The following is a 24,530-nucleotide window of genomic DNA, read 5'->3' on the forward strand; positions in this document are numbered from 1 at the left end:
GGCCGCTCCCACGAATTCTTATCACCCAAGGAACTTTTATGAACTTCCACGTCCGTCCAGTGACCGTTGAGCACCACCGCGAACCTCTAGGCATCGGCGAGCCGGCCCCACGCCTGTCCTGGATCACCGACACCAGCATTCCCGGATGGTCCCAGCGCGCCTACGAGCTAGAGATCAGCAATCCGACCACGGGCGAACGGCAGCTAACCGGCCAGATCACCTCCTCGCAGCAAATCCTCCTTCCGTGGCCCGCAAGCCCGCTTGGCTCACGCGAAACCCGCTCGGTGCGTGTGCGCGTGTGGGGCCAAGATCCCGACCCATCACCGTTCAGTGAAGCAACCCTGCTGGAAACCGGGCTGCTCGATACCTCGCTGTTCACCGCCCTGGCGGTCAGCCCAACCCTTCCGCCCACCGGCGCTGAGGGCGAACCTGCCGCGCTGCTGCGCGGCGAAGTTGACCTCACCGCACAGATCGCGGACCACGGGGCGATCACCGGCGCACGCCTGCGGGCCACCGCGCGCGGCGTGATGACCTTGCACCTGAACGGCGCTCCCGTGGGCAAGGATGCACTGAACCCCGGCTGGAGCACCTATGCCAAACGACTGCGCTACCGGACTTGGGATGTCACCGATGCGCTGCACCCCGGGGTCAATGCCCTGGGGGTCCACCTGGCCGATGGCTGGTACCGCGGATTCCTCGGTTTCGGCGGGCTGCGCGGGCTCTACGGGGATGCCACCGCCGCCCTGGTGCAGTTGGAAGTGCAACACGCGGACGGCACCTATTCCGTCTTCGGGACCGACGGTTCCTGGCGCAGCACCCTGGGTCCGGTCACCCGCGCCGACATCTATATGGGGCAGAGCACCGATGCCCGCCGCATTCCGCACGGTTGGGATGAACCGGGTTTTGACGACAGCGCCTGGACCGAAGTCACCCCGCAAGATCTTGATCCGGCCATCCTGGTTGCCCCGGACGCTCCGGCCGTCAGGGAAACCCAACTGGTTCCCCCGGTGCAGCAACTCACCAGCCCGTCCGGGGCCCAGATTGTAGACTTCGGGCAGAACCTGGTTGGCCGCCTGCGGATTCAGCTTCCCGCAGCAGCGGCCGGACAGAAAATCACCTTCCGCCACGCCGAAGTTCTGGAAGACGGCGAGTTGGGGGTCAGGCCCCTGCGTTCAGCCCGGGCCATGGATGAGATCATCCTGGACGGAACCGCAATGCAGTGGGAACCCGAATTCACCTTCCACGGGTTCCGTTATGTCCAGGTAGAGGGCTGGCCCGGGGAACTGGACCTTAATGCCTTGAAGGCCGTAGTGCTCCACACCAACATGGTGCGCACCGGTGATTTCAGTTGCTCGGATGATCTGTTGACCAAGCTGCATGAGAATGTGGTGTGGGGTATGCGGGGAAACTTCCTCGACGTCCCCACCGATTGCCCGCAACGCGACGAACGCCTGGGCTGGACCGGGGATCTGATGGCTTTCGCCCCCAGCGCCTCCTATCTTTACGACTGTTCCGGCATGTTGACCGGATGGCTCGCAGATCTCGCGGCAGATCAACTGCCTGACGGAAATGTGCCGGTTTATATTCCATGGGTGGACGTGGATCCTTCAATGCCGCCGCTTGATGCAGAGGCCGGCTGGGGCGACGCCGCAACGGTGGTTCCGTGGACCCTCTATGAGAGGTTCGCCGACCCTGGGATCCTGGAGCGTCAATGGGATTCAATGGAAGGCTGGGTTAATGCCATGGTGCGTCGCGCCGGGGAGAAACTAGACTTCGCCAGCGGCGGTTTCTCCTTTGGCGACTGGCTTGATTCGGCAGCTCCCGATGATCAGCCGTGGGCGGCTCGCCTGCCCTGGCAGGCGGTCGCCACCGCATACCTGGCCCAATCGGCGCGAATCATGCGTGATACCGCACAGGTGCTGGGTCGCGCCGCTCAGGAGCAGCGCTATGCGGCTTTGTTCGAGCAATGCGCCCAGCGATATCGCGAAGAATACGTCACCCCCAGCGGGCGGGCGGCATTCCCCTCGCAGACCGCCTATGCGCTGGCAATCCGTTTCGGGTTGTTGGCCCCGCAGCAGCTGGAGCACGCCGGCGCCATGTTCGCCGCGCAGGTGGCGGAAGACGGTTTCCATATCGGGTCGGGTTTTTTGGGCACCCCGCATATTTGTGATGCGCTGGTGCAAACCGGGCATGCCGCAACCATGTGGCGCCTGCTGCTGCAAAAGGAATGCCCCTCATGGCTTTACGCGGTCACCATGGGCGCGACCACCATCTGGGAGCGCTGGAATTCCCTGCTCCCCGACGGGTCGCTGAATCCCGGCGGAATGACCTCGTTTAATCACTATGCGTTCGGAGCCGTGGCCGACTTCCTGCACCGCAGCGTTGGCGGCCTGGCTCCCGCGGCACCCGGCTACCGCCGGCAACGCATCGCCCCGGTGCCCACCAACCAGCTTTCCTGGGCGCGCACCGAGCTTCACACCCCCTACGGCCTGGCATCCTCATCCTGGACGCTGACCGACGGGCTCTTCGAGCTGGACGTTGTGGTTCCGCCCTCCACCAGCGCCGAGGTCTTCCTGCCTGATGGCTCCGAGGCCGTGACCGTCACTGCCGGAACCCACCGTTTCTCCTGTGTTTTCCAGGAGCAGGAGGCTGCCAGCGGCGCACAGACCTTTGAAGCGGTCTAAAACCTAGAAGTGCTCTGCGAGCAGCGACTCGAGCTTGGCAAAGGCCGACTGCCAAGCTTGGGTGCTGCTTGGAATCACCTCGTGCGGCAGCGGGCCCTGAGTCAGGGTGATGATGGTTTTTCCGGCGAATTCGTTAAAATCGACGCGGGTGCTGATCACCAAATCCAGGGTCATCTCGTGCGGTCCGTCGTCGCTGATCAAGCACTTGTACTCGTCAAAAGCGGTAACAACCGCCTTGAGCGGAACCTTGGCCGTTGGATTGCCGATCTGGAACATGTTCAGCTCATGACGTCCGCCGACCTTGGGCTCGAAAATGATCGAGTTTTCTTCAACGGCCCATCCCTGCGGACCCCACCATTGGCTGATGATTTCCGGTTCGACAAAAGCCGCCCAGACGGCACTGCGCGGGGCAGTGAATTGGCGGGACAAAACCAGCTCAGTCATCGAATCCATGCATAGTAGATTATCGTGTTTGCCCCACGGGGGTCGAAGTGGGCTTACTGCTGCGGGCGTCGCCGCGGCTCCATCCGGCTGGCAGCATAGATGGTCAGCTCATCGGCTTGGGTGCCGGCTGCCTCGTGAGCCTTGAGCACCCGGTAGGCGCGGTCCCATTTGTGCCGTTCGCGGGGGCTGGAGGTGAAATCACGTTCAGCTGGGCCGAAAATGCTCAGCCCCAGGTATTTCAAGCGCCACAGCACCCGGTAGTTCAGGCTCAGCCCGGTGGTGTCCTGAATGATGGGTAGCGGGGACTCATCCATGATGGCCATTCCTCTTCGGTGTCAGCGGAAATACCCTCGGCATCCCCTGGTACACCTAAGTCTACGATATTAGTTGGTGCACCAACTAAAATTGAGATCGGTCTCTCGATGCCGCGGTCCCCGCGGCAATCATCCGGTCTAAAATCTCACGCAGCTCCACCGCATCCTGCACACTCAGGTTCAAACGTTTCATCATTTCCTGCGGAACCTTCACCGCCTGGGCACGCAAGGCGGCACCCTGTTCGGTCGTGGTGATCACAATCGACCGCTCGTCTTGGGGGTTGCGTGTTTTGGTGATCAGCCCGGCGGCCTCAAGCCGCTTGAGCAATGGGGTCAGCGTCCCCGGGTCAAGATGCAACTGATCGCTGAGTTCGCGCGCGCTCAACGGCGCGAATTCCCACAGGGCAAGCATCACCAGGTATTGCGGATGGGTCAGGCCCAAGGGATCGAGCACTGGTTTATACGCAGAGATCACCGTCCGCGAGGCAACCGCCAGTCCAAAACAGACTTGCTTCTCCAACTGCAGCAGTTCTTCGTTTTGCATATTCACGTTCTCCACTGCCCTCACACTTTTCATCACGACGCGCTCCGTCTACTGATCGTACGCTGTTGCCCGCCCTCAGATCTTTCAGCCACTGATCCGCAAGGCCCGGAATCAGTGAAGCTGGCCAAAGCAGGCTCCACGAAATAGCCTTGTGCCTATGAGCAACCTCGAGCAGGAACCAGCAGAAATCGACTGCTGCGCGGGTCAATCCCCTTCCGAAATCCAGATCCTTGAACCACGCGAGGTCCCTTTGGGCGGGTTGCGCGCCATGACCGTTTTCCGCACCCTCCCGCAGAAACAACGCAGCCTCATCGGGGCCTGGTGCTTCCTGGACCACTACGGCCCCGACGATGTTGAGCTCACCGGCGGCATGAACGTTGCCCGCCACCCGCACACCGGGCTGCAGACCGTCTCGTGGCTTTTCAGCGGCAACATCAACCATCTGGACTCGGCCGGGTTCAAGGCCACCGTTCGCCCGGGTGAAGTGAATCTGATGACCGCCGGGCGCGGCATCAGCCATTCGGAGATCCTCACCGAAGGCACCAGCATCCTGCATGGCGCCCAGCTGTGGACCGCGCTGCCCGACTCCGTGCGCAACATGCAGCCGACCTTTGAAAACTACCGCCCAGAGCCCCTGCGGGCCGACGGATGGTCCCTGGCGGTCTTCCTGGGATCCCACAGCGTTGGAACCCTCAGTTCAACCTCGCCGGTGAAGACCCACACCGAACTTTCCGGTGCCGAGCTACGCCTGGAACCGGGAGTTGAAATTGAGATCACGGTTCCGTCCCATCATGAACACGGCGTCCTGCTGGATTCAGGGACCGTGGAAGTCAACGGCCAGCCGCTCAAGCCCCGAGACCTGGGTTTTGTACGATCCGGATGCACAACACTGAAAATCAAGGCTGGAAACGAACCGGTTCTGGCTCTGATCATCGGTGGTGAACCGCTGAATGAAGATATTTTGATGTGGTGGAACTTCGTAGGCCGTTCCCACGACGAGGTGATGGAGTTCCGCGCGCAATGGCAGGCTGAAATCGGCGCCGAGCCCGGCGATTACAGCGAAGAACGATTCGGCCCGTTCCCACCGGACACCCCGGCCGCATTGCCCGCACCGGCCCTGCCGACAGTCACCCTACGTCCACGCGTCAACCCGTCCTAAGACCCCTGCAAAGGAAACACCATGAGCGAGATCAAACCAGTATTCCTCCCTGAGCGTCAGCGCTTCGCACTTGAGGACAACGGGAAGCACATCGGCGCAGCCCACTACCGGGATTTCGAGGCAGCGGACGGGGTGGAACGTATCTTTTTCCACACTACCGTTGACGAAGCGTACGCCGGCCAGGGCCTAGCTGGCATCTTGGTGAAATTCGCACTGGAGAACACCGTCTCCAGCGGAGCCAAGATTGTCCCCGTCTGCCCGTACGTCAAGGGGTATGTTGCCAAACATGAGCAGTACCAACCGCATTTGGTGCAACCAAGCCCGCGCCACCTGGAAATCCTGCCGCGAGGCTAACCGGGCCGCTTTCAGGGATTCATCTCAAGACCGATTTTGGCCAATTCCTCCCGCAGGATGCGAATGGCTTTGGGGCCCACGCCATGCAGCGACGACAGCTGCATGGCACCGGCCTGGCCTGCCTGCTCCAGGGTGTGAATTCCTGCCTGCTCGAACGCTGCAGCGGCGGGATTGCTGGTCTTCGGAAGGGCGGTATCCATACCCTCAGCGTAGTGGCGCCGCGGGTTGGGCGATAGGTTTGGTGCGTGGCGAAACCACAATGAGGATCAGCGCCAGCAGCAGGCAGAAGCTGAATACCGAAATGAATCCCATGCCGGTGGCCGCCAAAGCGAAAATGACCCCGCCCAAGGCTGTGGCGCCTGCGGTGCCCAAAGAGTCAGCCAAGGTCATGGCCGATGAGTTAAATCCCTGTTCATGTTCCGCGGAGAGTTTGAGCATATTGACGTTTTGTCGGGGATAGATCAATCCCATGCCAAAACCGCCCAAGGCCCAACCGCAGATCAGCACGGCAACCGGCGGGTGGTAGAGTGCGGTGAACAATGCCGTGGCAATCGCAATGGTGCTGGCCAATGAGCCAAGGAAAATGCTTCGCGAATTCGACAGCTTCTCCCCCAGCTTCCCCTGCAGCCAGGAACCCACCGTCCAACTCAGTGCCGACGCGGTCAGCACCAATCCGGCACGGTCCGGGCTGAGCTGGTAGTCCTCACGCAGCAAATACGGCAGGTACACCTCAACCCCGAAAAACGCCCCCGCGGTCAATGTGCGGGTGCTCATGGTGGCCGGCAGGCCCCTGCGGGCGCTGAATGTCCCCTTGGGAAGCAGCGGGCGGATTGCGATGAGTGCGACCAGCAAGGCACCCAGCAGAGCAGGCACCGACCATGAACTCCCGGTGTTTCCCAACAGGTTCATGGCAATAACCGCGGTTCCGGTCAACCCTGCCAACAGCAGCCGTCGGGAAGAAACCGGGCCAAGAGAACCATTAAACTCCTTGGGCAACCGGTTCAGCGCCGGAACTACGGCGGCAAAAGCGACCACTACCAGCCCCATGACACCCAGGAACACCCAACGCCATCCGATGAATGTCGCGATCAGCCCGGCGACCCATGGGCCAATGAGCGCAGGCATGACCCACGCCGTCGCAAAGAGCGCGAAGATTTTGGCGTGGAGATTACCCGGGTAGGCCCGGGCGATGAGCACATAGAGTGCCACGGTGATCGCGCCGCCGCCGACTCCCTGCAAAATGCGTCCGGCAATCAGAATCTGCATGCTGAGCGCGGTGCCGCACACCAGAAGACCAATAGTGAAAACAGCTACCGAGGCAAACAGTGGGATCTTTGGTCCCCAACGGTCCGTGATTTCACCGGCCGCCACCATCCCCAGCATTCCGCTGGCCATCGGGGCCGCAAACGACAGCGCGAAATACTTCTCCCCGTTCAGGACTTCGCTGACCAATGGCATGACCGTGGTAACCGCCATGGATTCGAAAGCTACCAGGAACACCAGAACGAACATACCCAAGGTGGTGGATAGGTGCTTCGGAGCGTAAATCGTCTCTGCTTTAGATCCGCTGTCGGCAGGCGAAGGATGGGTAGACATGATTCTCATTGTGCCAGAAAAGCATTTGTCAAGAAAAAATTGAATAAGTACTCCTCAGCAGAGTACAAACTCGATTGTGAATATCAACATTTCATAGAAATATATTTTGCAAATATGATCCCTAAAGTGGACGGTGGCAAAATTTTTGCTACTAAGCGGTAATTAGTTTCACCTCGGTGAAGGCCATTGACACTTGCAAGTAGGGAGGGATTTTGGTGACTACGACACCTAAAAATATTTTCATCGGCTTCGTTGATAACGACAGCTACACTCGCGTCGGCATGCAATACGCTCTACACAAGAGCAGCCCTGAGGGATACGTCTATAACGTTGTCTACGCACCCACCGTACCGCAACTCCTTACGATCATGGAGTCGCAAAAGGATTTAGTTCCCCAGATCCATGTCGTCTTGCTCGACATCCTCCTAGATGACAATTCTCAACTTCGCAACAACATCCGCACCTTTGTTGAGCTAGACATTCCAGTACTCGTGATAAGCAATGTAGTCACACCGGAAAAAAGAAGGCAAGCTTACCAAGCCAACGCGTCCGGAGTGGTGTCGAAGAAACGAAGCCCGAAGGCTCTAGCAACGGATATCCTCGATGTAGTTCAAGGAAAGTATATTTTCACGCCAGATTTCGCTGTGGCCTTCACGAACGCCCCAGACCCAATCAAACACGTCAAGCTTGCTCCACAAGAACTAGAAACGATGAGGCTCTACGCCATCGGCTACGAAGCTACAGAAATTGCTGCAATGCTCAAACCTGTTCGTGCCAAGTCCGATAGCGCTATAAGCCCGCTCACCGTCAAGACGTACCTATCTCGAATTCGAAAGAAATATGCAGACGTCGGGCGCGATGCTACGGGTCGTAAAGGCGTCCGACAAAGAGCGTATGAAGATGGGCTCATCACCCATGAGAATTTCATACGTGCACTCGATGATGAAGCTTTCAACGTAGTCTGCATAACTGATGAATAATTCGCAGTCGTCACATGCCGGTGGTAGTGGCCGTTCCCTCAAAGGCATCGAGCAGATCTTACTCCTCCTTGCCGGTGGATACGCCATTTCAACACTTAGCCTCGCAGCACCAGAAGCCATAGATTTGCTAACCAAACACCCCAGTTCGCTATTCGCTACATGCCTCCTGGCATTGTCGGTTCTTGTAGCTGGCACGGTGTTAGCAACACCGGTTTCCCTGCCACTATCCAAGTCCCTAGGACGAGCAGCTAGCCTACTCTTTCTGTTTACCCTCCTCGCTTGGAACATGAATTGGCTCGGTATCGAGGATCTCGGCGAACCCCGTACTTGGACGTGGGGGTTCACCGGGACCGGGATAGGGCTCGCTGCTGCATCTATGCGCGGCCGTTGGCCCTGGGTACATGGTGGTGTCACTGCGTTAATCGTTCTATTTGTGCCATTAATGCCAGGAGGAGCTAACCGACCTTGGGTACTTTCTTGGCAAGACGCACTGCTCGCGATTACGCTGACTGTAGTCGTTAGCGAACCGTTTCTAGCGCTAAAACGTAGTGCAGCTCGCACTGATCAGGCTCACGAAATCCTTAATTTGCGGTATGAATCGGCCGCGACACAACGTGCGATCGATTCCGAGCGCTACAAGATGGAACGGCTTCTGCACGATAAAGTCCTAGATATTCTTCGAGTGGCAGCAGAAAGAACCACATCACCGGAGAGTCTGCAGGCACGAGCGAAGGCTGCAGGCAAGGCTATTGAGTCGGCTTTTACCTTCAATCCTAACGATGAACCTACTGAGACCGCTGAACTTTTTAGTTCGTTAGTACTTGAATCAAGTGAATTCGAAGTGATTCCCATAAAATCCGCCGACTTCCGTCCAGACCTAAGGATCTCCCGACGCCAGTACGAAGCACTCCTGGGAGCCACAATGGAAGCGGTTCGAAATAGTCGCAAACATGCCAAAGGATCACACGTGTCTCTCTTGGTCGCGACTCCCGACCAATCTGTAGAAGTGTCTATCGAAGATACAGGGCCAGGTTTCAACACAACTTCGTCCTTTCCTGATCAATTCGGATTGCAACATTCGATCATCGAACCTTGCGAGGCCGCCAATGTCGAAGCAAGTATCCAGAGCAGACAAGGAAAAGGCACGCGAATCACTCTCATAACCAAGCCATCGGACCGACGCTATGAGCAATAATGAAATTCTGAGACCTGTGTATCGAGTTCTCGTACTCGTATTTTCTACGGCCCATATCATCATGGGCATTTCGTCATTCCCGGAGCTTGTGAGTATTTGGCCTTGCCTCATAGCCATCCTGATCTGCGTAGCAGTTAGCGCATATGTTGTCTTCACACAGCCTCTCGATCTGGATCTTCCGTTGAGGAAAGGTGTATTGATCGTCACGCTGACTACTACTATGAGTTTCTTTGTCAACCTTGGTCTCCCCGATGGTTTCCCAGGGTACGGTTGGTGGAATTCAGGTGCAACTGAAATGATTCTTGTTGCCCTTGTTCTACGTGGATTGCAGCCGATAGCTTGGCTTGGTCTCGGGTCCTTGTGTTTAGTTCAAGGTTCTTTCGGCGCACTGCATCACGTTTCTTGGATCGAAATTTTCACGAATCTGATTACCCCTGCACTTTGGGTATCCTTCGCTGTAGTAACCCGATGGCAGATCGAGAGGAATCGTCGAAAAATTCAGAAGTTTGAGGATGAAAGCGATATTGTCTACCGTCGACAACTCGCCGAACACGCGCACCATTTAACCACGGAGGAATGGGAGACGGTATTACAAGGCGAGGCCAGCGCTCTTTTGCGCGAGATCGACGCTTCAAATGGACGGCTAACTGATGAACAACTTATTCGTTTCCAAGTTTACGAACAAGAATTTCGAGATAAAATCATGTCAGAGGTCTTCACCTCAAAGACTCTACTCCAACTTGTGCACGCTGCTAGGCTCAATGGACTAAAGGTAAAACTTAATGACATGCGCAAAGTCTCGTTGTCCGCTGAAACTGCAAGCCACCTCGAAAGAACACTCGAAGATTTATTTGACCACTACTACAAGTATCAATTGGTAAATATAACAGCTCACGCACCCAGCGAACCATTCGCGGTGACGGTATTGGTGCGTGACTCCTTGACTGGGGAACCAAATCTCATAGAGGTCAGTTAACCCCTGAAGATCCACCCTCACCCGCAAGTCTACTCTCGCAATGAAGCGTCTAAGTTGTGCAGAGTACGGGTCATTGATGGGATGAGCGATCGCACAACATCATTGAGCTCACTCTTGGCTCTTCCAAGAGCCACAGTTACGTCAACGGAGTCCTTCGAGTTAAAAATCGCCAAGTATCCTCTTGATTTTTCTAATTCACTCAGAGCGTTCGCAACAGCCGTCCCTGCATGGCCCAAATCAGTTGAATATCGGTCCAGTTCCTGAAGCAGTTCTGCAAGATTCACAACATATCACCTCTTAGACCCTAAATCGATATCCTCATCCACTCTGGTGTCCAGTGACCGTATCTGCCCACCAGTGCTTTCCAACAATCTCGCAATGGCTTCCAATACCTCCCGGATTTGCGCTGTCCCCACAACAAAACCATCCCCAAGAATATGTCCGTTCACAGTCACATACGCTTGAGAACATACGTTGTCTATTTTATTCATGGCTACCTTCATGGAAGCCAGTGCATCCTGTAATGCACTGTATGACGCTGCCCTACTTTCTTGCAAGGCTGAACATTCCACTAACATATTCCTTGCCCCAGTCTATCTATTCAGCTAGATGTTTCAAGAAATCTTCAGCTACGTCGTTCAGCTTTTTCAGGCTCACTGCACAAGCAGCCGTCATTCTTTGAGCTTCACCTATGAGTTGTACGGCTTCTACACCTGTTTTCGATTGTCCATGAATCAATTCACTCAGTTCGTTTCCGTGTGAACCTAAAACTTCGGCTGTGATCATGGTTCGCTCTTGTAATCCGTTGGCACTTTCCTTAATTCGATAGGCAACGTTTGCGATTTCCTGTAAATTTGGCATCGACATTCCTCCCTATCGGTTTGATAATTTATCAATTGCCTTGATAGCAGCATCTAGGACAGATCTTGACCTCTTCAAGGAAGATTCTGCCTCCGTTATGGCTTGTATCATTTTATTATCGTGCCCACTTGCACCTCCACTAAGGCTTTCCCTGATCATTTGGATATTGGTTCGATGTTCCTTTTGGAACGCTTCAATATACATAATCTGGTCTGAAGCCCGCTGCTTCAGTTCTCTAAGGCTTGACAGTACCTGCGCATAGCTCACTGTTCCTCCTTTAGTAGCATGACTCTGAAATCTAAATGCAACAGATTCCGGGTCCCTAACATCCATTTCCTGCAGAGCGGCAGCACCAACCGCTCGCACTTTGTCTTCCGCTTGCGAAGTGGTAATTTCTCCACTTTTCGGATCTCGAACCCCAGTTTTTTGGAGTACAGTCGCCCCAAGAGCACGTCTGAGACGTCCGCTATTGCGTACCTGATTATTAGGAGGCCTAGCCACTCGGCCTGGGTCCCGTTCTGGGTCATAGATCATCGCTTTTCCCTCGTCACTCAGCACGGTAAGGAATCAGCGAGGCAGGATTGCTCATGAAGTTCCTGTCCCATCCTAGGATCCTATACTCGCTGGCTTCCCAATTCAGTAGAGGGCTGCTCATGAAATCACGCATGCTTTGTGGTTCCATTTGCAATGCGACACGAACATCAAAGTGTGGATCACCGGAATACCCTAAATGCGATTTGAAGCTACTATGCTTTCTCCACCAACCTATGACGTGAACACCGAAAACGTTGCCCTCTTCGTAAATTCGCTCCAACACCTGAGGAATTTCCTTAAACCGCTCAAGACCAGCGCAGAGAATAAACCAGTTGCCACGCTCGTTCGGCTCAGCAAGCAAAATCGAATCGTAGATGCTTTCAAGCTCACTCGCTATGTTCTCGCCCGAGATCCTTAAAACCTGCGCTCCAGTTACTTGCAACCGATTCACTAACGGCTCTAGCTCGCGTTCCACATCATCAATTCCACCCAACAGATCGACAACAGCAAACTTGTTGCTAGAGTCTTGAATAGCCATCGAAAGAGCTATCGAAAACAATAATTGATATCCACCACCAGAACCGATGATGGCTACATTCCGCCCAGCCCCGCTTTCCATCGAAGCACGCAAAGGACGTCCGCCCACCTCGATGCTTTCACCTAAATAGATCGAAGGAGACACCGAGCGAGCACTGCGATTCGTGAATCTCTCCACGACTTCGGACACAGAATCGCTTTTGTCACCAGCAAATACTGACGGAGCCGAAGTCACGCTACCTGCTGACGACCACCAGTCGTATCGGAGTCCGGCTAGCAACTTCTCATCAGCAAATGCAACACTGATCTTTTGATTGGAGCTTAGGTCCCCGTAGTTCTGGTTCAGTATTGCTTCTCGAGGTCGCAAGTACGCGGCGGCGTCATTACGATGGCCAAGAGTGGCATGTGACTCAGCTAGCGAGTTTTTCAAAGCGATACGAATTGGAACCTGGCCAAATAGGCCATCAGCCGCAGATCCGATGAGCGCCATATTCCCACCGATAGTCTGCGATGCAAGAATAAAATGAATTCCTGAGGCCCTAAACAATCTTACCGCTTTCACCAGAAGACTTGCTGATTCTGATGAAACGATATCGTTTTCGCTGAACATCATTTGAAACTCATCAATCACAACTACTATACGAGCCATCGGCTGACCCGTAAGAGCCCTAAATTCCTTGATGTCGTTCGCGCCGAAGTTTTTAAACTGTTTCATTCGCAATTTATAGACGCCAAACAGATGCTTAAGTACGCTCAACCCATAGTGGCGGTCCGCTTCCAGACCGAGGACGCTAGCATGCGGCAGGTAAACACCCGAAGAAGAATCAATGAACCGCTGTAGCGTCACCCCCTCCTTAAAATCCAGTAGGAAAAAATTGAGTTCCTCCGGAGAATATCGCTGCGCCATCGAATGGATAATAACTGATAAGATATTTGATTTGCCTTGGCCTACAGCACCCGTAACTAGGATGTTATGGCGCTGGTGCACATCATCACCTAGAGTGACTTCTGCGGCGTCCGGGCCGAACCGGCCGAGGGCAAAAGACAAACCTTCCGCACTGCTACCTTCCCATTTACTTTCAAGATGCTGAACACTATCAAACGGTACAGTCGCTACAGCCGTGCTTCTTATCTTGCCAGCAACTGCGGTACTCGAAGAAATCATGTCATGAGCTGATATAGCGTGCCATTCTTGTGCAAAACCTGACTCAGGGTCAATTAACGCGCCATTCTGAATATGCAAACGGCTGCACAAAGAAAGGAAATTCTCTGCTCCAATTTCTAAGGAATGAATCAGAAAAGACACTCCTGCTCTCGGCCCAGAACGCAAGAGAATCATCAAATCATTTTGGAGATCTTCTGCGAGCATCATAATATCAGTTGAAATAACGACCAATTTATAACTCTCGACAGGGAACTCTAGCCTCTCGCGGAAAGTTATCAGACTTTCGGTTCGTCCTTGAATCACGTTGTTTACGTTCTGAATGTGCTCACGCAGATATTTTATAAAGACAGACAAGTCGTTGATATCATGTAATGACTCGACTATGGCACTTCCACCATCGTTGGCCGCCACGAACGGCGATGAAAGCCCGCTCAGGGTTTCATCGAAGAAAGTCACAGACAATTGACCTGGTGTAGTTTGCTCAAGAGCATCCATTACCAGCGACTGAGTAAGCAATATCGAATCTCGGTTCTTCACAGAGTCCCTGATCCAGATGTTTCCGTTACCAATGAACGGAAACTCCCCAACTAGGGTATAGAGCGTTTTTGCAACCTTTAACAACGAAAACCCTTACTCGAATTTATGGATTCAATTTTCGATACCACGCTATCCGACCCAGTAAAGTCAGACCAACGTCAATGGTGCAATTTTCTTCTTTGCATCCAGTCGCTCATTTTGTAACCGTTCATTGTGTTCCGAAAGGCCATCAATTTCGTTACGCGCGGAGTCGAATTCGCTTTTAGCACTATTCCAATTAGAGCTGGATATAAAGCGGAACGTCGAGTAACCGGCCGAGATAACGAATATAACTAGAAAGTACGGCGTGACGAAACTAAGTAGCAGTGAAACCAGGGAGACTCCGACACCTTTCCAAGGTTTGTCAGGTCGGGCACCTTCAGGTTTCTTTATCTTCCGTAATTCCTGAATTCTTTTTTTGTTCTCAGCGATTCTTGAAACTTTATCAACCAGCAACTGCAAAGACTCTAAGATTTTTGTTTTCCACTCAGGTTGTATTCCACTTTCCGAAATTAGGGTCATGTATTTCTTGTAGGATGCGAGCTCGTCCGAGATCGTCCCCTTGCCGTCGGCGAAACGGATCACGGCTGTTACCGCCTGTTCGACCAACTGGGCAGCAGGACCTAGTGGAAGCTGGAACTCGTTCGATAAAGCGAATATGGCATTATCAAATGCTTCTTCGTCCCTTTTCGAAAGCAGATATGTATATCCCATTCGACCACAAATAGCAATCTTCTCTTGATTACCAGCAGCGGTCAGAGCTCGCTTGAAGCTATTGATAGCAGAATCAAAGTTACCAAGAAGGTGGAACGTAACACCTCGAACTTCGTGCACATCTACCGAGTCACCCGTTCCATCTTCAAGAACGAAGGCTTCATCGGCGTCACGTTTGGCGCTTTCGTGCTCGTCAAATCCTAGGTTAATCCATGCTGAAATTACATATGGCATAGATTCGTTGGGATTCTCTTGCTTTGCTTTACTAGCTGCCACCCTAGCGGCTCCAAGGTCATGCACAAAGTAGTAGTCCCATGCCCTCTGCGACCAATCTGGGCCAATGAGTACCGCGCTTTCACCATTGCGACGACTTCTGGACAGCTCCAAGTCATACTGCTCACGGGAATCTTCATTGGCAAAAACTCTCAAGGCTTCCTCAATGACGACCATACGAAGTCTTGCCTCGTCACCGTTACTGCCGGCCCTGGTGGCACGTTGTCCCCATCCGACCTTCATTTCTTGAATCTTTTCTTGAATGCCAGAAAGAGACTCAGCACGTTCGAGGTTCAGTGTTTCGTAGTAGTCCGTGAGTTGTTGATCGTTCACAGCCATGATGCCTCCACAAGTTAGAAATCAGATTCGAAGATAACTTGATATTTACCTTATTCGTTTTGTAGAAACCACCTTCTATTCGCGATATGGGTCTCCGCGTACTCCCTTAGGGAGTACTTCTCGTTTTGGCTTAAAATGTTTAGCACTGAGAAATATATTCATAACGATATAAATCCAAAATTTATATTCACATGATAAAGGTTCGGATCCATAGGATCAGTCAAAACAGCACGAAACGTTTGGTGTTTTACTCAAGAGCCCTTCGAAACTAAGCAATAATTAGACTTCAATCCTTAAGGTGAAAACTTCAAGGATTATCCAATTTCTTCCAAATCGCTATCAGCCGAATGTAATGCATCTATGATTTCAGCGGCCAGTTTTTTAGATAGTCCGAAATTTGCGGAGTTCTGAAGTCCATTCATTGCAATCGAAAACCCTGAATCTCCTAGAGCGTTAATAGCCACCAACCGTTGATCCACTTCATCGTTCGCGATAACCTGAACTGCCGCAAGCCCACTCATGAATTTTTTGCGTTCAATCAGAATTCCAAGGTCGGGTCGCTCGTCCAATACATCGTAGTTCAATGGCGCGATGTCTCCCTTGCCACATGCACTCTTGATCACAACTCGCAACTCACCCAGGCTAAGAGTGGTTCTATAAACATTTTCATCATTTTCATCTCGCTACCGCTTTCTACAAACCTACGCCGGACTCCTGAAGATAAATGAATGTCAAGATCAAGACCTTCGATGCACCAGGAGCGTCGAAAACCATGGATTAATTAGGTTTTCGATACTTAAAAAATACTCTAACTGCGACATGGATCCACCTGGCAAGTCGAAGTTTTCAAGGATTAGACGGATTTGTACTCCTTCGCAGATTACAAACCACTATCCTTCCAATACGCACTTTCGATCACCATATTCCGCGCAATCATTAATATACGTAGCGATTTTTTATTGTGCTTACGGAAACAATTTTATTTCACTCCTTGAAAGTGTCCTTCAGCTTCCATCAAACAGTCTTTGCAACAGGTCAAACTGCGTCGGTCCATGGCATCCAGCCCGACCTGCGCGGTAGCAACCGGCACTAACCATGTTCCGAATACTGGATCTGTTAGGCAATGGACTGATAAGCAGCGGCAGCGGGTGTGCACACCCAGACTGACATGAAATGATTCCCATCTGCCGTTCTGGTTTTGTTAGTGCCTTTTATGTTCTCCTCGAACGTTACCTGGTTTGGACTCGGCGGTGACATACATACAACCATTGACCGGGGAGCGGACACACCCTGCTCTCTAAAGCTGTAGAACCCCATGGACGAACCAACCGTGCGCCATGCTATCTGGGGTTTGCCAACGGCGCTTCTGTTTCAGTGGTGACTCTGTAATTCCTATCAGCAGCGTTTTGAAACCACGGTATTGTTTTGTTCGAAGAAGCAGTTCTGGACGCATAATCTCTGGCAGCTTCCAATGCGTTACGGCTATGGAGCAGAACCTGGACCTTGCCTCGTACCTGATGACCGACCGTTAAACCTCTGCCACGGACGAACCGCACCGCCAGTCACCCAACACCATGCAAACGCTGTCATGCACGGTTCTCGGTTGGACATCCTCGAATTCCATGGGCAACTACAGACTATGTTCAACCGGTGAGTGTACGACCCTAGCCATTTTGGGTCGGTCAACCGATCGACAGTGACATTAACATCCGTCACAAATTCGAAAGCCGCCAGAAATAGGGCCGGCACCTACAGAGGCCCAAGAAATCACTGGCCACGGCAGGTGCCGGTCGCTCACCGCAGGGAACTACCCCTCGGAGGACATATTGCTGAAGCGCGAATAATGGCCTTGGAACGCCACGGTGATGGTTTTGGTGGGACCGGCACGGTGCTTAGCGATGATCACGTCAGCTTCGCCCGGACGATTTTCTTTGTCGTACACATCATCGCGGTGCAACAGGATCACCATATCCGCGTCCTGCTCGATCGAGCCAGATTCACGAAGGTCGGAGACCATTGGCTTCTTGTCCTGGCGCTGTTCGGAGCCACGGTTCAGCTGCGACAAGGCGATCAGCGGAACATCGAGCTCCTTGGCCAACAGCTTGAGGTTACGCGAGAACTCGGAAACTTCCTGCTGGCGGGATTCCACACGCTTGCCCGAGCTCATCAGCTGCAGGTAGTCCAAGATGATCATCCGCAACTCGTTACGCTGCTTCAGGCGGCGGCACTTGGCGCGAATTTCCATCATCGACATGTTCGGCGAATCATCGATGAACAGCGGGGCTTCATTCAGCCGGCCCATGGTTGTGGCAATTTTGGTCCACTGCGCATCTTCAACCGAGCCCTTGCGCAGGTCCTGCAACTGGATGGAGGCTTCGGCGGACAACAGGCGCATGGCAATTTCGTTGCGGCCCATTTCCAAGGAGAAAAAGACGGTAGCCATATTGTTTTTGATGGCCGCCGAACGGGCGAAGTCCAGCGCGAAGGTCGACTTACCTACCGCGGGTCGGGCCGCGATGATGATCATCTGGCCGCCCTTCAGGCCCTGGGTCAGCTCATCGAATTCGTAGAAGCCGGTGGGAACACCGGTGATGCCATCGCCCGCGTTGGCGGCGTTCTCGATTTCATCAACGGTGCCTTCGATAATTTCGGACAGGCGGACGTAGTCTTCGCTGCTGCGGGTTTCAGCAACCTTGTAGACCTCGGCCTGCGCCTCATTTACGATGGCGTCAACCTCGCCGTCGGGAGAATAACCCATCTGGACAATGCGCGTCCCAGCGTCAACAAGCCGTCGCAGCACAGCGCGTTCGCGCACGATCTCGGCATAGTACCCAGCGTTTGCAGCGGTCGGCACCTGCTGGATGAGGTTGTGCAGGTAGGCTGCGCCGCCAACGCGCGAGATCTCGCTGCGTTTGGTCAACAGGTCGGCCACCGTCACGGCATCTGCGGGTTCACCACGACCATAAAGGTCGATCACTGCTTCATAGATTGCCTCGTGGGCCGGGCGATAGAAGTCGGTGCCGCGAAGTACCTCGACGACATCGGCGATCGCGTCCTTGGAGAGCATCATGCCGCCAAGAACAGACATTTCCGCTTCGATGTCCTGCGGCGGCTTGCGCCCCGCATCTGATTCGCGCTCTTCGTAGATCGGCTCTGCACTCATTACAGACACTTCCATCCCCTATGTACCCGCTGGGAAACCATTCATGCCACCACGGCAACTGCCTATCATGTCAGCACCAACCGACAGTTAGACCCAATGCTCTTGTGGATAGTCGTTCCCAGTGCCAACACTAGGTGGGTTATTAACAGAGGTAAACCCTGATATCCACAGATTATGTGGATAATCCACCCTCACCTGTGGATTCGCCTGTTCACTACATGGGGACAACCCTGTGGATTACCCCACTTAATAATCAACAAGTAGTCTTTGACTAGTGCGTTTACCTTTGCACAGTTGTGGATAGCAAGTTAATTTTTTCCACTCCCCGCGGGCCTAAAACTGGTTATCAACAGTCAAATTCCCGTATTCATGGTACTTTTTGGGAGTTATCAACCCTCATCAACAGGCTATCCACAAGACTGTGGACAAAATTGTGGATAGACCTTGTGTCATCATTACGCTACAAACCGGCCGCGGTGAAGACCCGAGCCCTCACAGGACTGATTCCCGAACGGCAATTAAAACGCTGCGGCACGAAGGGGGTCCCTTCGTGCCGCAGCGTTGAGTTGGTTCAGTTATACGAGTTCGGGCACTGGCAATGAGTGAAATCGTGAATCGTGGAAAATCTGCGGAGAGTGTTTTGCGACGTCATGACCATGGACTTCGAGGAAAACGACCCAGTGGTCTCCGGCTTCGACTTCGTTGTAGATTGAGGTTTCCAGCCACAGGGTGGATTCTTCGATAAAGAGCGCGCCCTCTTCGGTGTCGCGAGTTGCCACACCGGCAAAACGGTCGCCGTGCTTGGAGGCGATCTGGACGCAGACACCGTCATTGCGTTCACTGAGCACCGAAACACCAATGCGCCCCGCCTGGCGAAGCTTCGGCCAGGTGTTGGAAGTCTTCTGCACCGCAAACATCACCAGTGCTGGTTCGAGCGAAACTCCAACGGTGAATGAGGAAGCAATGATGCCGGTTTTTTCGCCGTCAATCACCGCGCAGAGAGCGGCAATACCTGATGGGTGCTGAGCGAAAACCTTGCGCAAGGTCAGTGGGTCAAGATCCTGGTTTAATGACATGGCTCGATTCCTTCGGGTCGTGCCCACCGAACGCTGGCCCGGGAATCGTGCGGAATTTCTCCTACACAAAACCGATGCCGGCGCACTCGATGTGCGGTATTTGTGCCACGCAGTCTTGCGCGGGACCGAATCCTCACCTGGAGCACCCCACTACCGTTGAGAGGGTTGCCGGCCAGCAAGCCAGGGCTTATAGCTGACGCTCTTGATTCTGGTTAGAACAATATTGGTGATTACGCCGAACGGTCAAATATTTCGCTTCTTAAATCTCAATACTCAAGGATTCATTCGACTTGCCAGGGAGCCATGGTGTCACAATCGTTCAATTATTCGTTAGCCCTTTGAATTAGCTGATGTTCGTGTTGGGGTTTCAGCCCTGTTTCCATTTGCCGATAGCCGGCCGCCCGATCCGGCCGACCACCACGCACCGACTGGAAACTGACTGGACCGGCATTTACAACCGCTTGGTCCAGGACAAGGGTGGCTCGGCGCGCAAACCAAGCGCCCTTGTCCTGGACCAGCCGACCAGCCAAAGACTCGGCCCGCCCGGTCGCGGTGTGTTATCAGGCGGGCCGCAGCCCTCTCAGACGCGTCTTGCGCGTCAGAGCGTATGAAAGCTTTCGGCGAGCGCGTAGACCGGGGTTTCCAGCCCCTCATAGCGGGCCTTGAGCTGGATTCCCAAGTACTTGGAGTAGTGGCGGGACTGGTGCAGGTTGCCGCCGTGGAACCACAGATTCTTGACCCGGGTCGGTTTCCACATGTTGCGCAGCTCCCCTTCCCACGGCCCGGGGTCCTTGGTGGTTCCCGAGCCCAGTCCCCAGCATTTGCCTACCTCGTCGGCGACTTCCTGGGAGATGAGTTTGGCCGCCCAACCGTTCATGGACCCGTAGCCGGTCGCGTAAACCACCGCGTCGGCAGCCAGTTCGGTGCCGTCGGCCAACACCACGGAATGCTCGGTGAGGTGCGAGACCTCGCCCTTGGCCAGCGCGATGGACCCGTCGGCTACCAGTTCCGAGGCTCCAATGTTGATGTAGTATCCCGAACCGCGGCGCAGGTATTTCAGGAACAAGCCCGAATCATCGTCGCCGAAGTCCAGGTCGAATCCCGCGTCGGTGAGCGACTGGTAGAACTGTTCGTCGTCCTTCCGGATCTGGGCGAAGGCTGGTTTGTGGAACTCGGGCAGTACTTTGTAGGGGATCGAGGCAAAGATCAGGTCGGCGGTGTTGTGGTCGATCCCGTTGGCCAGCGCCTCCTCCGAGTACAGCGGGCCCAGCACGGTTTTCATCAGTGATTCAGAACGGACAATGTGGGTGCTGGAACGCTGGACCATCACCGGTTTGGCGCCGTTGTGCACCAGATCGGCGCAGATGTCGTGGGCTGAATTGTTTGCCCCGATCACCACCACATTCTTGCCGCGATAGGCTTCGCCTCCTGGGTGGGTCGAGGAGTGGTTCTGCTCCCCGGCGAAGATCTCCTGACCCGGGTAGCTGGGGAGATTGGGGATTCCGGACATCCCGGTCGCCATCACCAGGTGGGTGGGGCGCAGGGTCATCGGTTCGCCCTCGCGGGTCACCTCAACGATCCAGCCTTCTGATTCCGGGTCTTTGCGTGCGCTGACCGCCTCGGTCAGGGACCAATAATCCAGTTCCATGAGTTTGGTGTAGCACTCAAGCCAGTCGCCCATCTTGTCTTTCGGGGTGAATACCGGCCAGTGGTCCGGGAACTCGATGTACGGCATATGGTCGTACCAGACCGGGTCATGCAGGGCCAGGGAATGGTACCGCGAACGCCATTGGTCTCCGGGCTTGGGATGTTTGTCTATGATCAGCGCCGGCACCCCCAGACGCTTCAGGCGCGCGCCGAGGCCAATGCCGCCCTGCCCGCCGCCGATGATCAGCACATAGGGCTGTTCGGTGATGCCCAAGGACTCTTGGGTCTGCTTGCGCCGGTCCAACCAGTTTTCCGAGACCATGGCAGAACCGTGATCGGCTCCCAGCGCACGGCGTGGTCCCGATGGCTCCGGGAAGTCACGCAGATTCTGAGCGGTCGAGAGCATGGTCCAGCCCAACCCGTCACGCAGCCGGAACAGGCCCTTGCCCTGTACCGCGTCATTTTCGAAGGTGTACCAGGCTTCGATAACACCATCTGCGTCCGCGGCGCTGGTGACCTGCAGATTGCGTGGCCACGCACCCGAATCGATACCGAGCAGCAGCGACTGGATGCCGTCACGACCTTCGGCGGTGTGCAAATTCCAGGTCAATGCGGTCAGGTCGCGCCAGTAGCACTCTTCGCCGAACAGCTGCGCCGCGGCGGCGGCATCCCTTGCAGCCAGGGCCTGTTGCAGCGTGGCCAGCCATGATTGAGCCTGGACTTCCGGGGAGTTCTCAGCCATCGTCATCACTTCATTTCTTTCTGGAACTTGGGGAGGTGCAGCTGATGCGGCACCGCGTTGAATCCAGAGTATGACGTGGGTCACAATATAAAAGAGTTGCAAAAGGTTGCAACAATTTTGAGATCCCAACCCCGCTTCAGAACCGAAGCTCGGTATTCAGCGCCGGCAGCGGGTCTCGGACGGCCAGATATGCGGCATGTCCCGCCGAAGCGCCTCGCCGAGAACTACATTTGGCAATCGACACCGCTCGTCTTGCTCAAGCCCCGGGGCACCTTGAGGGCTCTCCTTGAGCCGCTCCTGCCAGGTAGTCTGCCGAATCCACAAACAACTCCGAACAGAACCAAAACGACACCCACCAGCTGTTGAGCACCAAAAGTCTCCGCAGCCAGCAGGGTGCCGGTAAGTACTCCCGTGACCGGATTAAGCAGACCAATGAGCCCTACGGTTGCCGCTGACAGGTGTTTCAGTCCCTGAAACCACACAAAAAACGCAATCGCGGTGGCCACCACGCAGACATAAACCGAAGCCCAGAATCCAGAGTGATCCAACGCGGAAGGAGGACCTTCGAACACGGTTGCCACAGGTATCAGCATCAGCCCGCCGGCCGTCAACTGCCACGCGGTGAGATCCAAGGGCCGCTGATGCACCGCCCATTTTTTCGTCAGCAACGCGCCGATGCTGGACAAAAGCATGGCGAGCAACGAGCAAGCGATACCCAGAAAATTGACGGCCGAACCGTGGTCAAACACCATCAATCCCACTCCCAGGAATCCAACAAGTGCACCAGCAAGGGGCAGAACCGCAGGTTTTTCTTTCACGATTGGCCACGCAAGAATCATCAGCGTCGCGGCAGACATGGCCATCACCGTGGAAGCTACGCTGGCGGGCAGCAGTTGAGCCGCAGCATAGACCAACACAAAGAACGCGCCCACGTTTACGGCCCCGAGTATCACCGACTTCCACCACCAACCACCGGTTGGCAAACGGCGAGACACCGCCAGGAGCATAAGCCCCGCCGGCAAGGCCCTGTAGACAGATCCCCACAACACATTGTCCTGCGGAAGGAATTCTCGGGTCACAAAATAGTTGGATCCCCAGGCAATTGGAGCGATTGCGGTCAGCAGTATCCACACAACAACGGGGACCCGCCGCAGGGCAGGGAACGATTTAGCTTCCATGGAAGCTAAATATAGCTTCCTAGGAAGCTATAATTCAAGTATGGAATTCACGGACCGCATCAGCCGCGTGCAGCAACAGTGGAATGTACAACGTCCAGACCTGGATGTCGCACCTCAAGGGATCATCGGCCGTCTGCATCGGCTGGCAAATTATCTGACGAGCGAATTGGTCAGCGTTTACGAGAAACACGGTCTGTCCGAAGGAGAATTTGATGTGCTTGCAACCCTTCGACGCAGCGGAGAACCATTCGCCATGGCACCGAGCGAGCTCGCAGCGCACACCGTCGTAACCACAGGAGCCATGACCAAACGCTTGGATCGCCTGGTTGCCTCTGGACTTGTGTCACGCGAACCAGTCGAGGTAGATCAACGCCGGCGTCGTGTCTCACTGACGGAGACGGGGCTGCAAACCATAGACGCAGCCTTTACCGAACACATGGCCAATGAGAAACGCCTCATCGCCCACCTGTCGCAGAGTGATCAGGAGCTGCTTCAAAAGCTTTTGCATAACTGGTTAACTCAATACGAAAATCCCGGGCGAGAGTAGCGAAACACCGTGAGAAGTAGCGGCCTTCTGCCCATCGCACCACACCGGATGCAGCCCAAGGCCAGATACTGTTCACCAGAGCCCCGCCGAAACTGAGCAAGTCATCTTGCAGACGATCAAAAACTGATCCCAGATTTCCACGCGGCGTGAGAGGGAAAAGCGCATGGTTTCACGTTGGTCCAGTCCGACTTTTTCAACTCACGAATAATAGTGATGAGCCCCGTCCAAGGTCCAGGAAACGAGATCCCAAGAATCAGCTTTTGGGGTCCTTGCTTGCACAACGCAGCGAATAGGCGCTAGCCCTTTGCCTGCTCGAAGCCGGTAGGACGATCTGAAACCAGAAGCTCAGCTTGCTCGTTCAGGATGAACCACACTGCAAGTTCACGAAGGGCGATCCAAACATCAAAGGTTTCTCCCCCTTGGAAACGGTGGGTTGTTGGTTGCCGCGGACAAGTGTGGCTCGCTGTTCGGAAAGATGAACTGCTCACAACTTGTGTGTTCCGCATACAAAACAGCCAGTAACATCGATTTGGCTGGCAATGACGGACTAGGTGCCTATCCTTACAACATCAAGGATTCCTCTCACACTGTCACCTACAAAACCCTCTAGAGACCTTATTCAATCAAGCTTGGACCGACTCTTTTTAGGGTCGGGCCAAGCACTGCATCAGAACGGACCTCCGCTTGAGTCGCATTTACCGCTTAGTCACTGCAATATCAACATCTGCCCTAACGTGCATTTTGGCGAGTTGCTCTCCTAGCAATACTGCGGTCCAAGAAGCCGCGTCGTTAGGGGACGCCGAATACGCAATTTGTTTTAGTGCTCCGAGCAGCGACTGAGCTGTCATGATGTTATGAGACACGCGTTAGTAGGAGAATGAGTGCATGTCCAAACGTCAGAAGTTCACCCCGCAGTTCCGTGCAGAAGCAAT

General features: G+C 54.5%; 21 protein-coding genes and 1 riboswitch. Of the genes, 7 read left to right on the top strand and 14 right to left on the bottom strand.

Translation table 11 applies throughout. The annotated features are described in order from the left end of the window. Nucleotides 1-38 precede the first annotated feature (38 nt). Entirely contained in the window at nt 39-2,684 is a 2,646-nt protein-coding gene (locus tag ACIOWL_RS20415; RefSeq protein ID WP_400389573.1) for a family 78 glycoside hydrolase catalytic domain, read from the top strand. Between the two features lie 3 nt (nt 2,685-2,687). Here ACIOWL_RS20415 and ACIOWL_RS20420 read toward each other — a convergent pair whose 3' ends face one another. The 3 genes from ACIOWL_RS20420 to ACIOWL_RS20430 all read right to left on the bottom strand — a co-directional run bounded on the left by ACIOWL_RS20420 (nt 2,688) and on the right by ACIOWL_RS20430 (nt 3,986). Further along, the gene (locus ACIOWL_RS20420; protein ID WP_400389576.1) at nt 2,688-3,137 is read right to left on the bottom strand and encodes an SRPBCC domain-containing protein; all 450 of its coding nucleotides are present in this window, start codon (nt 3,135-3,137) and stop codon (nt 2,688-2,690) included. A gap of 44 nt (nt 3,138-3,181) precedes the next feature. Then, nucleotides 3,182-3,442 (bottom strand): hypothetical protein, encoded by a 261-nt coding sequence (locus tag ACIOWL_RS20425; protein WP_400389578.1) that lies wholly within the window; start codon nt 3,440-3,442, stop codon nt 3,182-3,184. 85 nt (nt 3,443-3,527) lie between these two features. Next, nucleotides 3,528-3,986: a MarR family winged helix-turn-helix transcriptional regulator gene (locus ACIOWL_RS20430; protein ID WP_400389581.1), complete on the bottom strand. Its 459-nt coding sequence runs from the start codon at nt 3,984-3,986 to the stop codon at nt 3,528-3,530. A gap of 157 nt (nt 3,987-4,143) precedes the next feature. Between ACIOWL_RS20430 and ACIOWL_RS20435 the strand changes: the two genes are divergently transcribed. Beyond that, nucleotides 4,144-5,145 (top strand): pirin family protein, encoded by a 1,002-nt coding sequence (locus ACIOWL_RS20435; RefSeq protein ID WP_400389584.1) that lies wholly within the window; start codon nt 4,144-4,146, stop codon nt 5,143-5,145. Nucleotides 5,146-5,166: 21 nt separating this feature from the next. Further along, nucleotides 5,167-5,499, top strand: a complete 333-nt coding sequence (locus ACIOWL_RS20440; protein WP_400389586.1) for a GNAT family N-acetyltransferase — start codon at nt 5,167-5,169, stop codon at nt 5,497-5,499. Nucleotides 5,500-5,510: 11 nt separating this feature from the next. Here ACIOWL_RS20440 and ACIOWL_RS20445 read toward each other — a convergent pair whose 3' ends face one another. Continuing rightward, nucleotides 5,511-5,699, bottom strand: a complete 189-nt coding sequence (locus ACIOWL_RS20445) for a DNA-binding protein (protein WP_400389589.1) — start codon at nt 5,697-5,699, stop codon at nt 5,511-5,513. Nucleotides 5,700-5,703: 4 nt separating this feature from the next. Beyond that, on the bottom strand, nt 5,704-7,095 hold the full coding sequence (locus tag ACIOWL_RS20450) for an MFS transporter (RefSeq protein ID WP_400389592.1): 1,392 nt from the start codon (nt 7,093-7,095) through the stop codon (nt 5,704-5,706). A gap of 215 nt (nt 7,096-7,310) precedes the next feature. On the opposite strand from ACIOWL_RS20450, the gene ACIOWL_RS20455 reads away from it, so the two are divergent. From ACIOWL_RS20455 to ACIOWL_RS20465, 3 genes are read left to right on the top strand one after another with little or no spacing between them, the layout of a single operon-like run. Beyond that, nucleotides 7,311-8,075: a hypothetical protein gene (locus ACIOWL_RS20455; protein WP_400389595.1), complete on the top strand. Its 765-nt coding sequence runs from the start codon at nt 7,311-7,313 to the stop codon at nt 8,073-8,075. Further along, on the top strand, nt 8,068-9,270 hold the full coding sequence (locus ACIOWL_RS20460) for a sensor histidine kinase (protein ID WP_400389598.1): 1,203 nt from the start codon (nt 8,068-8,070) through the stop codon (nt 9,268-9,270). Before ACIOWL_RS20455 ends, ACIOWL_RS20460 begins: the two co-directional genes overlap by 8 nt. Next, nucleotides 9,260-10,246 (top strand): hypothetical protein, encoded by a 987-nt coding sequence (locus tag ACIOWL_RS20465; RefSeq protein WP_400389601.1) that lies wholly within the window; start codon nt 9,260-9,262, stop codon nt 10,244-10,246. The genes ACIOWL_RS20460 and ACIOWL_RS20465 overlap by 11 nt, the downstream gene beginning before the upstream one ends. Before the next feature lie 29 nt (nt 10,247-10,275). On the opposite strand, the gene ACIOWL_RS20470 is transcribed toward ACIOWL_RS20465, so the two are convergent. The 9 genes from ACIOWL_RS20470 to ACIOWL_RS20510 all read right to left on the bottom strand — a co-directional run bounded on the left by ACIOWL_RS20470 (nt 10,276) and on the right by ACIOWL_RS20510 (nt 23,051). Beyond that, nucleotides 10,276-10,530, bottom strand: coding sequence for a hypothetical protein (locus ACIOWL_RS20470; protein WP_400389604.1), 255 nt, complete (start codon nt 10,528-10,530; stop codon nt 10,276-10,278). Between the two features lie 313 nt (nt 10,531-10,843). After that, a complete protein-coding gene (locus ACIOWL_RS20475; RefSeq protein ID WP_400389607.1) occupies nt 10,844-11,107 on the bottom strand; it encodes a hypothetical protein in 264 nt (87 codons plus the stop codon). Between the two features lie 547 nt (nt 11,108-11,654). Continuing rightward, nucleotides 11,655-13,964 (bottom strand): FtsK/SpoIIIE domain-containing protein, encoded by a 2,310-nt coding sequence (locus ACIOWL_RS20480; RefSeq protein WP_400389610.1) that lies wholly within the window; start codon nt 13,962-13,964, stop codon nt 11,655-11,657. 63 nt (nt 13,965-14,027) lie between these two features. Next, entirely contained in the window at nt 14,028-15,245 is a 1,218-nt protein-coding gene (locus ACIOWL_RS20485) for a hypothetical protein (RefSeq protein WP_400389613.1), read from the bottom strand. 314 nt (nt 15,246-15,559) lie between these two features. Further along, entirely contained in the window at nt 15,560-15,829 is a 270-nt protein-coding gene (locus ACIOWL_RS20490) for a hypothetical protein (RefSeq protein ID WP_400389616.1), read from the bottom strand. A gap of 1,223 nt (nt 15,830-17,052) precedes the next feature. Next, the gene (dnaB, locus tag ACIOWL_RS20495) at nt 17,053-18,408 is read right to left on the bottom strand and encodes a replicative DNA helicase (RefSeq protein ID WP_400389619.1); all 1,356 of its coding nucleotides are present in this window, start codon (nt 18,406-18,408) and stop codon (nt 17,053-17,055) included. 575 nt (nt 18,409-18,983) lie between these two features. Continuing rightward, complete coding sequence (locus ACIOWL_RS20500; protein WP_400389622.1) at nt 18,984-19,484, bottom strand: flavin reductase family protein; 501 nt, start codon at nt 19,482-19,484, stop codon at nt 18,984-18,986. 91 nt (nt 19,485-19,575) lie between these two features. Beyond that, a riboswitch (SAM riboswitch) is annotated at nt 19,576-19,692 on the bottom strand. A 390-nt stretch (nt 19,693-20,082) separates the two neighbouring features. Beyond that, nucleotides 20,083-21,873, bottom strand: coding sequence for an NAD(P)-binding domain-containing protein (locus ACIOWL_RS20505; protein WP_400389624.1), 1,791 nt, complete (start codon nt 21,871-21,873; stop codon nt 20,083-20,085). Nucleotides 21,874-22,097: 224 nt separating this feature from the next. Further along, the gene (locus ACIOWL_RS20510) at nt 22,098-23,051 is read right to left on the bottom strand and encodes a DMT family transporter (protein ID WP_400389627.1); all 954 of its coding nucleotides are present in this window, start codon (nt 23,049-23,051) and stop codon (nt 22,098-22,100) included. 40 nt (nt 23,052-23,091) lie between these two features. Between ACIOWL_RS20510 and ACIOWL_RS20515 the strand changes: the two genes are divergently transcribed. Continuing rightward, nucleotides 23,092-23,598, top strand: a complete 507-nt coding sequence (locus ACIOWL_RS20515) for a MarR family winged helix-turn-helix transcriptional regulator (RefSeq protein ID WP_400389630.1) — start codon at nt 23,092-23,094, stop codon at nt 23,596-23,598. Nucleotides 23,599-24,530 lie beyond the last annotated feature (932 nt).

It is taken from the genome of Glutamicibacter sp. NPDC087344, assembly GCF_044744225.1.
Lineage (GTDB): Bacteria > Actinomycetota > Actinomycetes > Actinomycetales > Micrococcaceae > Glutamicibacter.

Coding starts and splice junctions, on each gene's coding strand:
- ACIOWL_RS20415 (WP_400389573.1), top strand. CDS start 39: ATGAACTTCCACGTCCGTCCAGTGACCGTTGAGCACCACCGCGAACCT.
- ACIOWL_RS20475 (WP_400389607.1), bottom strand. CDS start 11,107: ATGCCAAATTTACAGGAAATCGCAAACGTTGCCTATCGAATTAAGGAA.
- ACIOWL_RS20500 (WP_400389622.1), bottom strand. CDS start 19,484: ATGTCATTAAACCAGGATCTTGACCCACTGACCTTGCGCAAGGTTTTC.
- ACIOWL_RS20510 (WP_400389627.1), bottom strand. CDS start 23,051: ATGGAAGCTAAATCGTTCCCTGCCCTGCGGCGGGTCCCCGTTGTTGTG.
- ACIOWL_RS20485 (WP_400389613.1), bottom strand. CDS start 15,245: ATGGCTGTGAACGATCAACAACTCACGGACTACTACGAAACACTGAAC.
- ACIOWL_RS20430 (WP_400389581.1), bottom strand. CDS start 3,986: ATGCAAAACGAAGAACTGCTGCAGTTGGAGAAGCAAGTCTGTTTTGGA.
- ACIOWL_RS20445 (WP_400389589.1), bottom strand. CDS start 5,699: ATGGATACCGCCCTTCCGAAGACCAGCAATCCCGCCGCTGCAGCGTTC.
- ACIOWL_RS20460 (WP_400389598.1), top strand. CDS start 8,068: ATGAATAATTCGCAGTCGTCACATGCCGGTGGTAGTGGCCGTTCCCTC.
- dnaB (WP_400389619.1), bottom strand. CDS start 18,408: ATGAGTGCAGAGCCGATCTACGAAGAGCGCGAATCAGATGCGGGGCGC.
- ACIOWL_RS20420 (WP_400389576.1), bottom strand. CDS start 3,137: ATGGATTCGATGACTGAGCTGGTTTTGTCCCGCCAATTCACTGCCCCG.
- ACIOWL_RS20440 (WP_400389586.1), top strand. CDS start 5,167: ATGAGCGAGATCAAACCAGTATTCCTCCCTGAGCGTCAGCGCTTCGCA.
- ACIOWL_RS20515 (WP_400389630.1), top strand. CDS start 23,092: ATGGAATTCACGGACCGCATCAGCCGCGTGCAGCAACAGTGGAATGTA.
- ACIOWL_RS20435 (WP_400389584.1), top strand. CDS start 4,144: ATGAGCAACCTCGAGCAGGAACCAGCAGAAATCGACTGCTGCGCGGGT.
- ACIOWL_RS20450 (WP_400389592.1), bottom strand. CDS start 7,095: ATGTCTACCCATCCTTCGCCTGCCGACAGCGGATCTAAAGCAGAGACG.
- ACIOWL_RS20425 (WP_400389578.1), bottom strand. CDS start 3,442: ATGGATGAGTCCCCGCTACCCATCATTCAGGACACCACCGGGCTGAGC.
- ACIOWL_RS20465 (WP_400389601.1), top strand. CDS start 9,260: ATGAGCAATAATGAAATTCTGAGACCTGTGTATCGAGTTCTCGTACTC.
- ACIOWL_RS20505 (WP_400389624.1), bottom strand. CDS start 21,873: ATGGCTGAGAACTCCCCGGAAGTCCAGGCTCAATCATGGCTGGCCACG.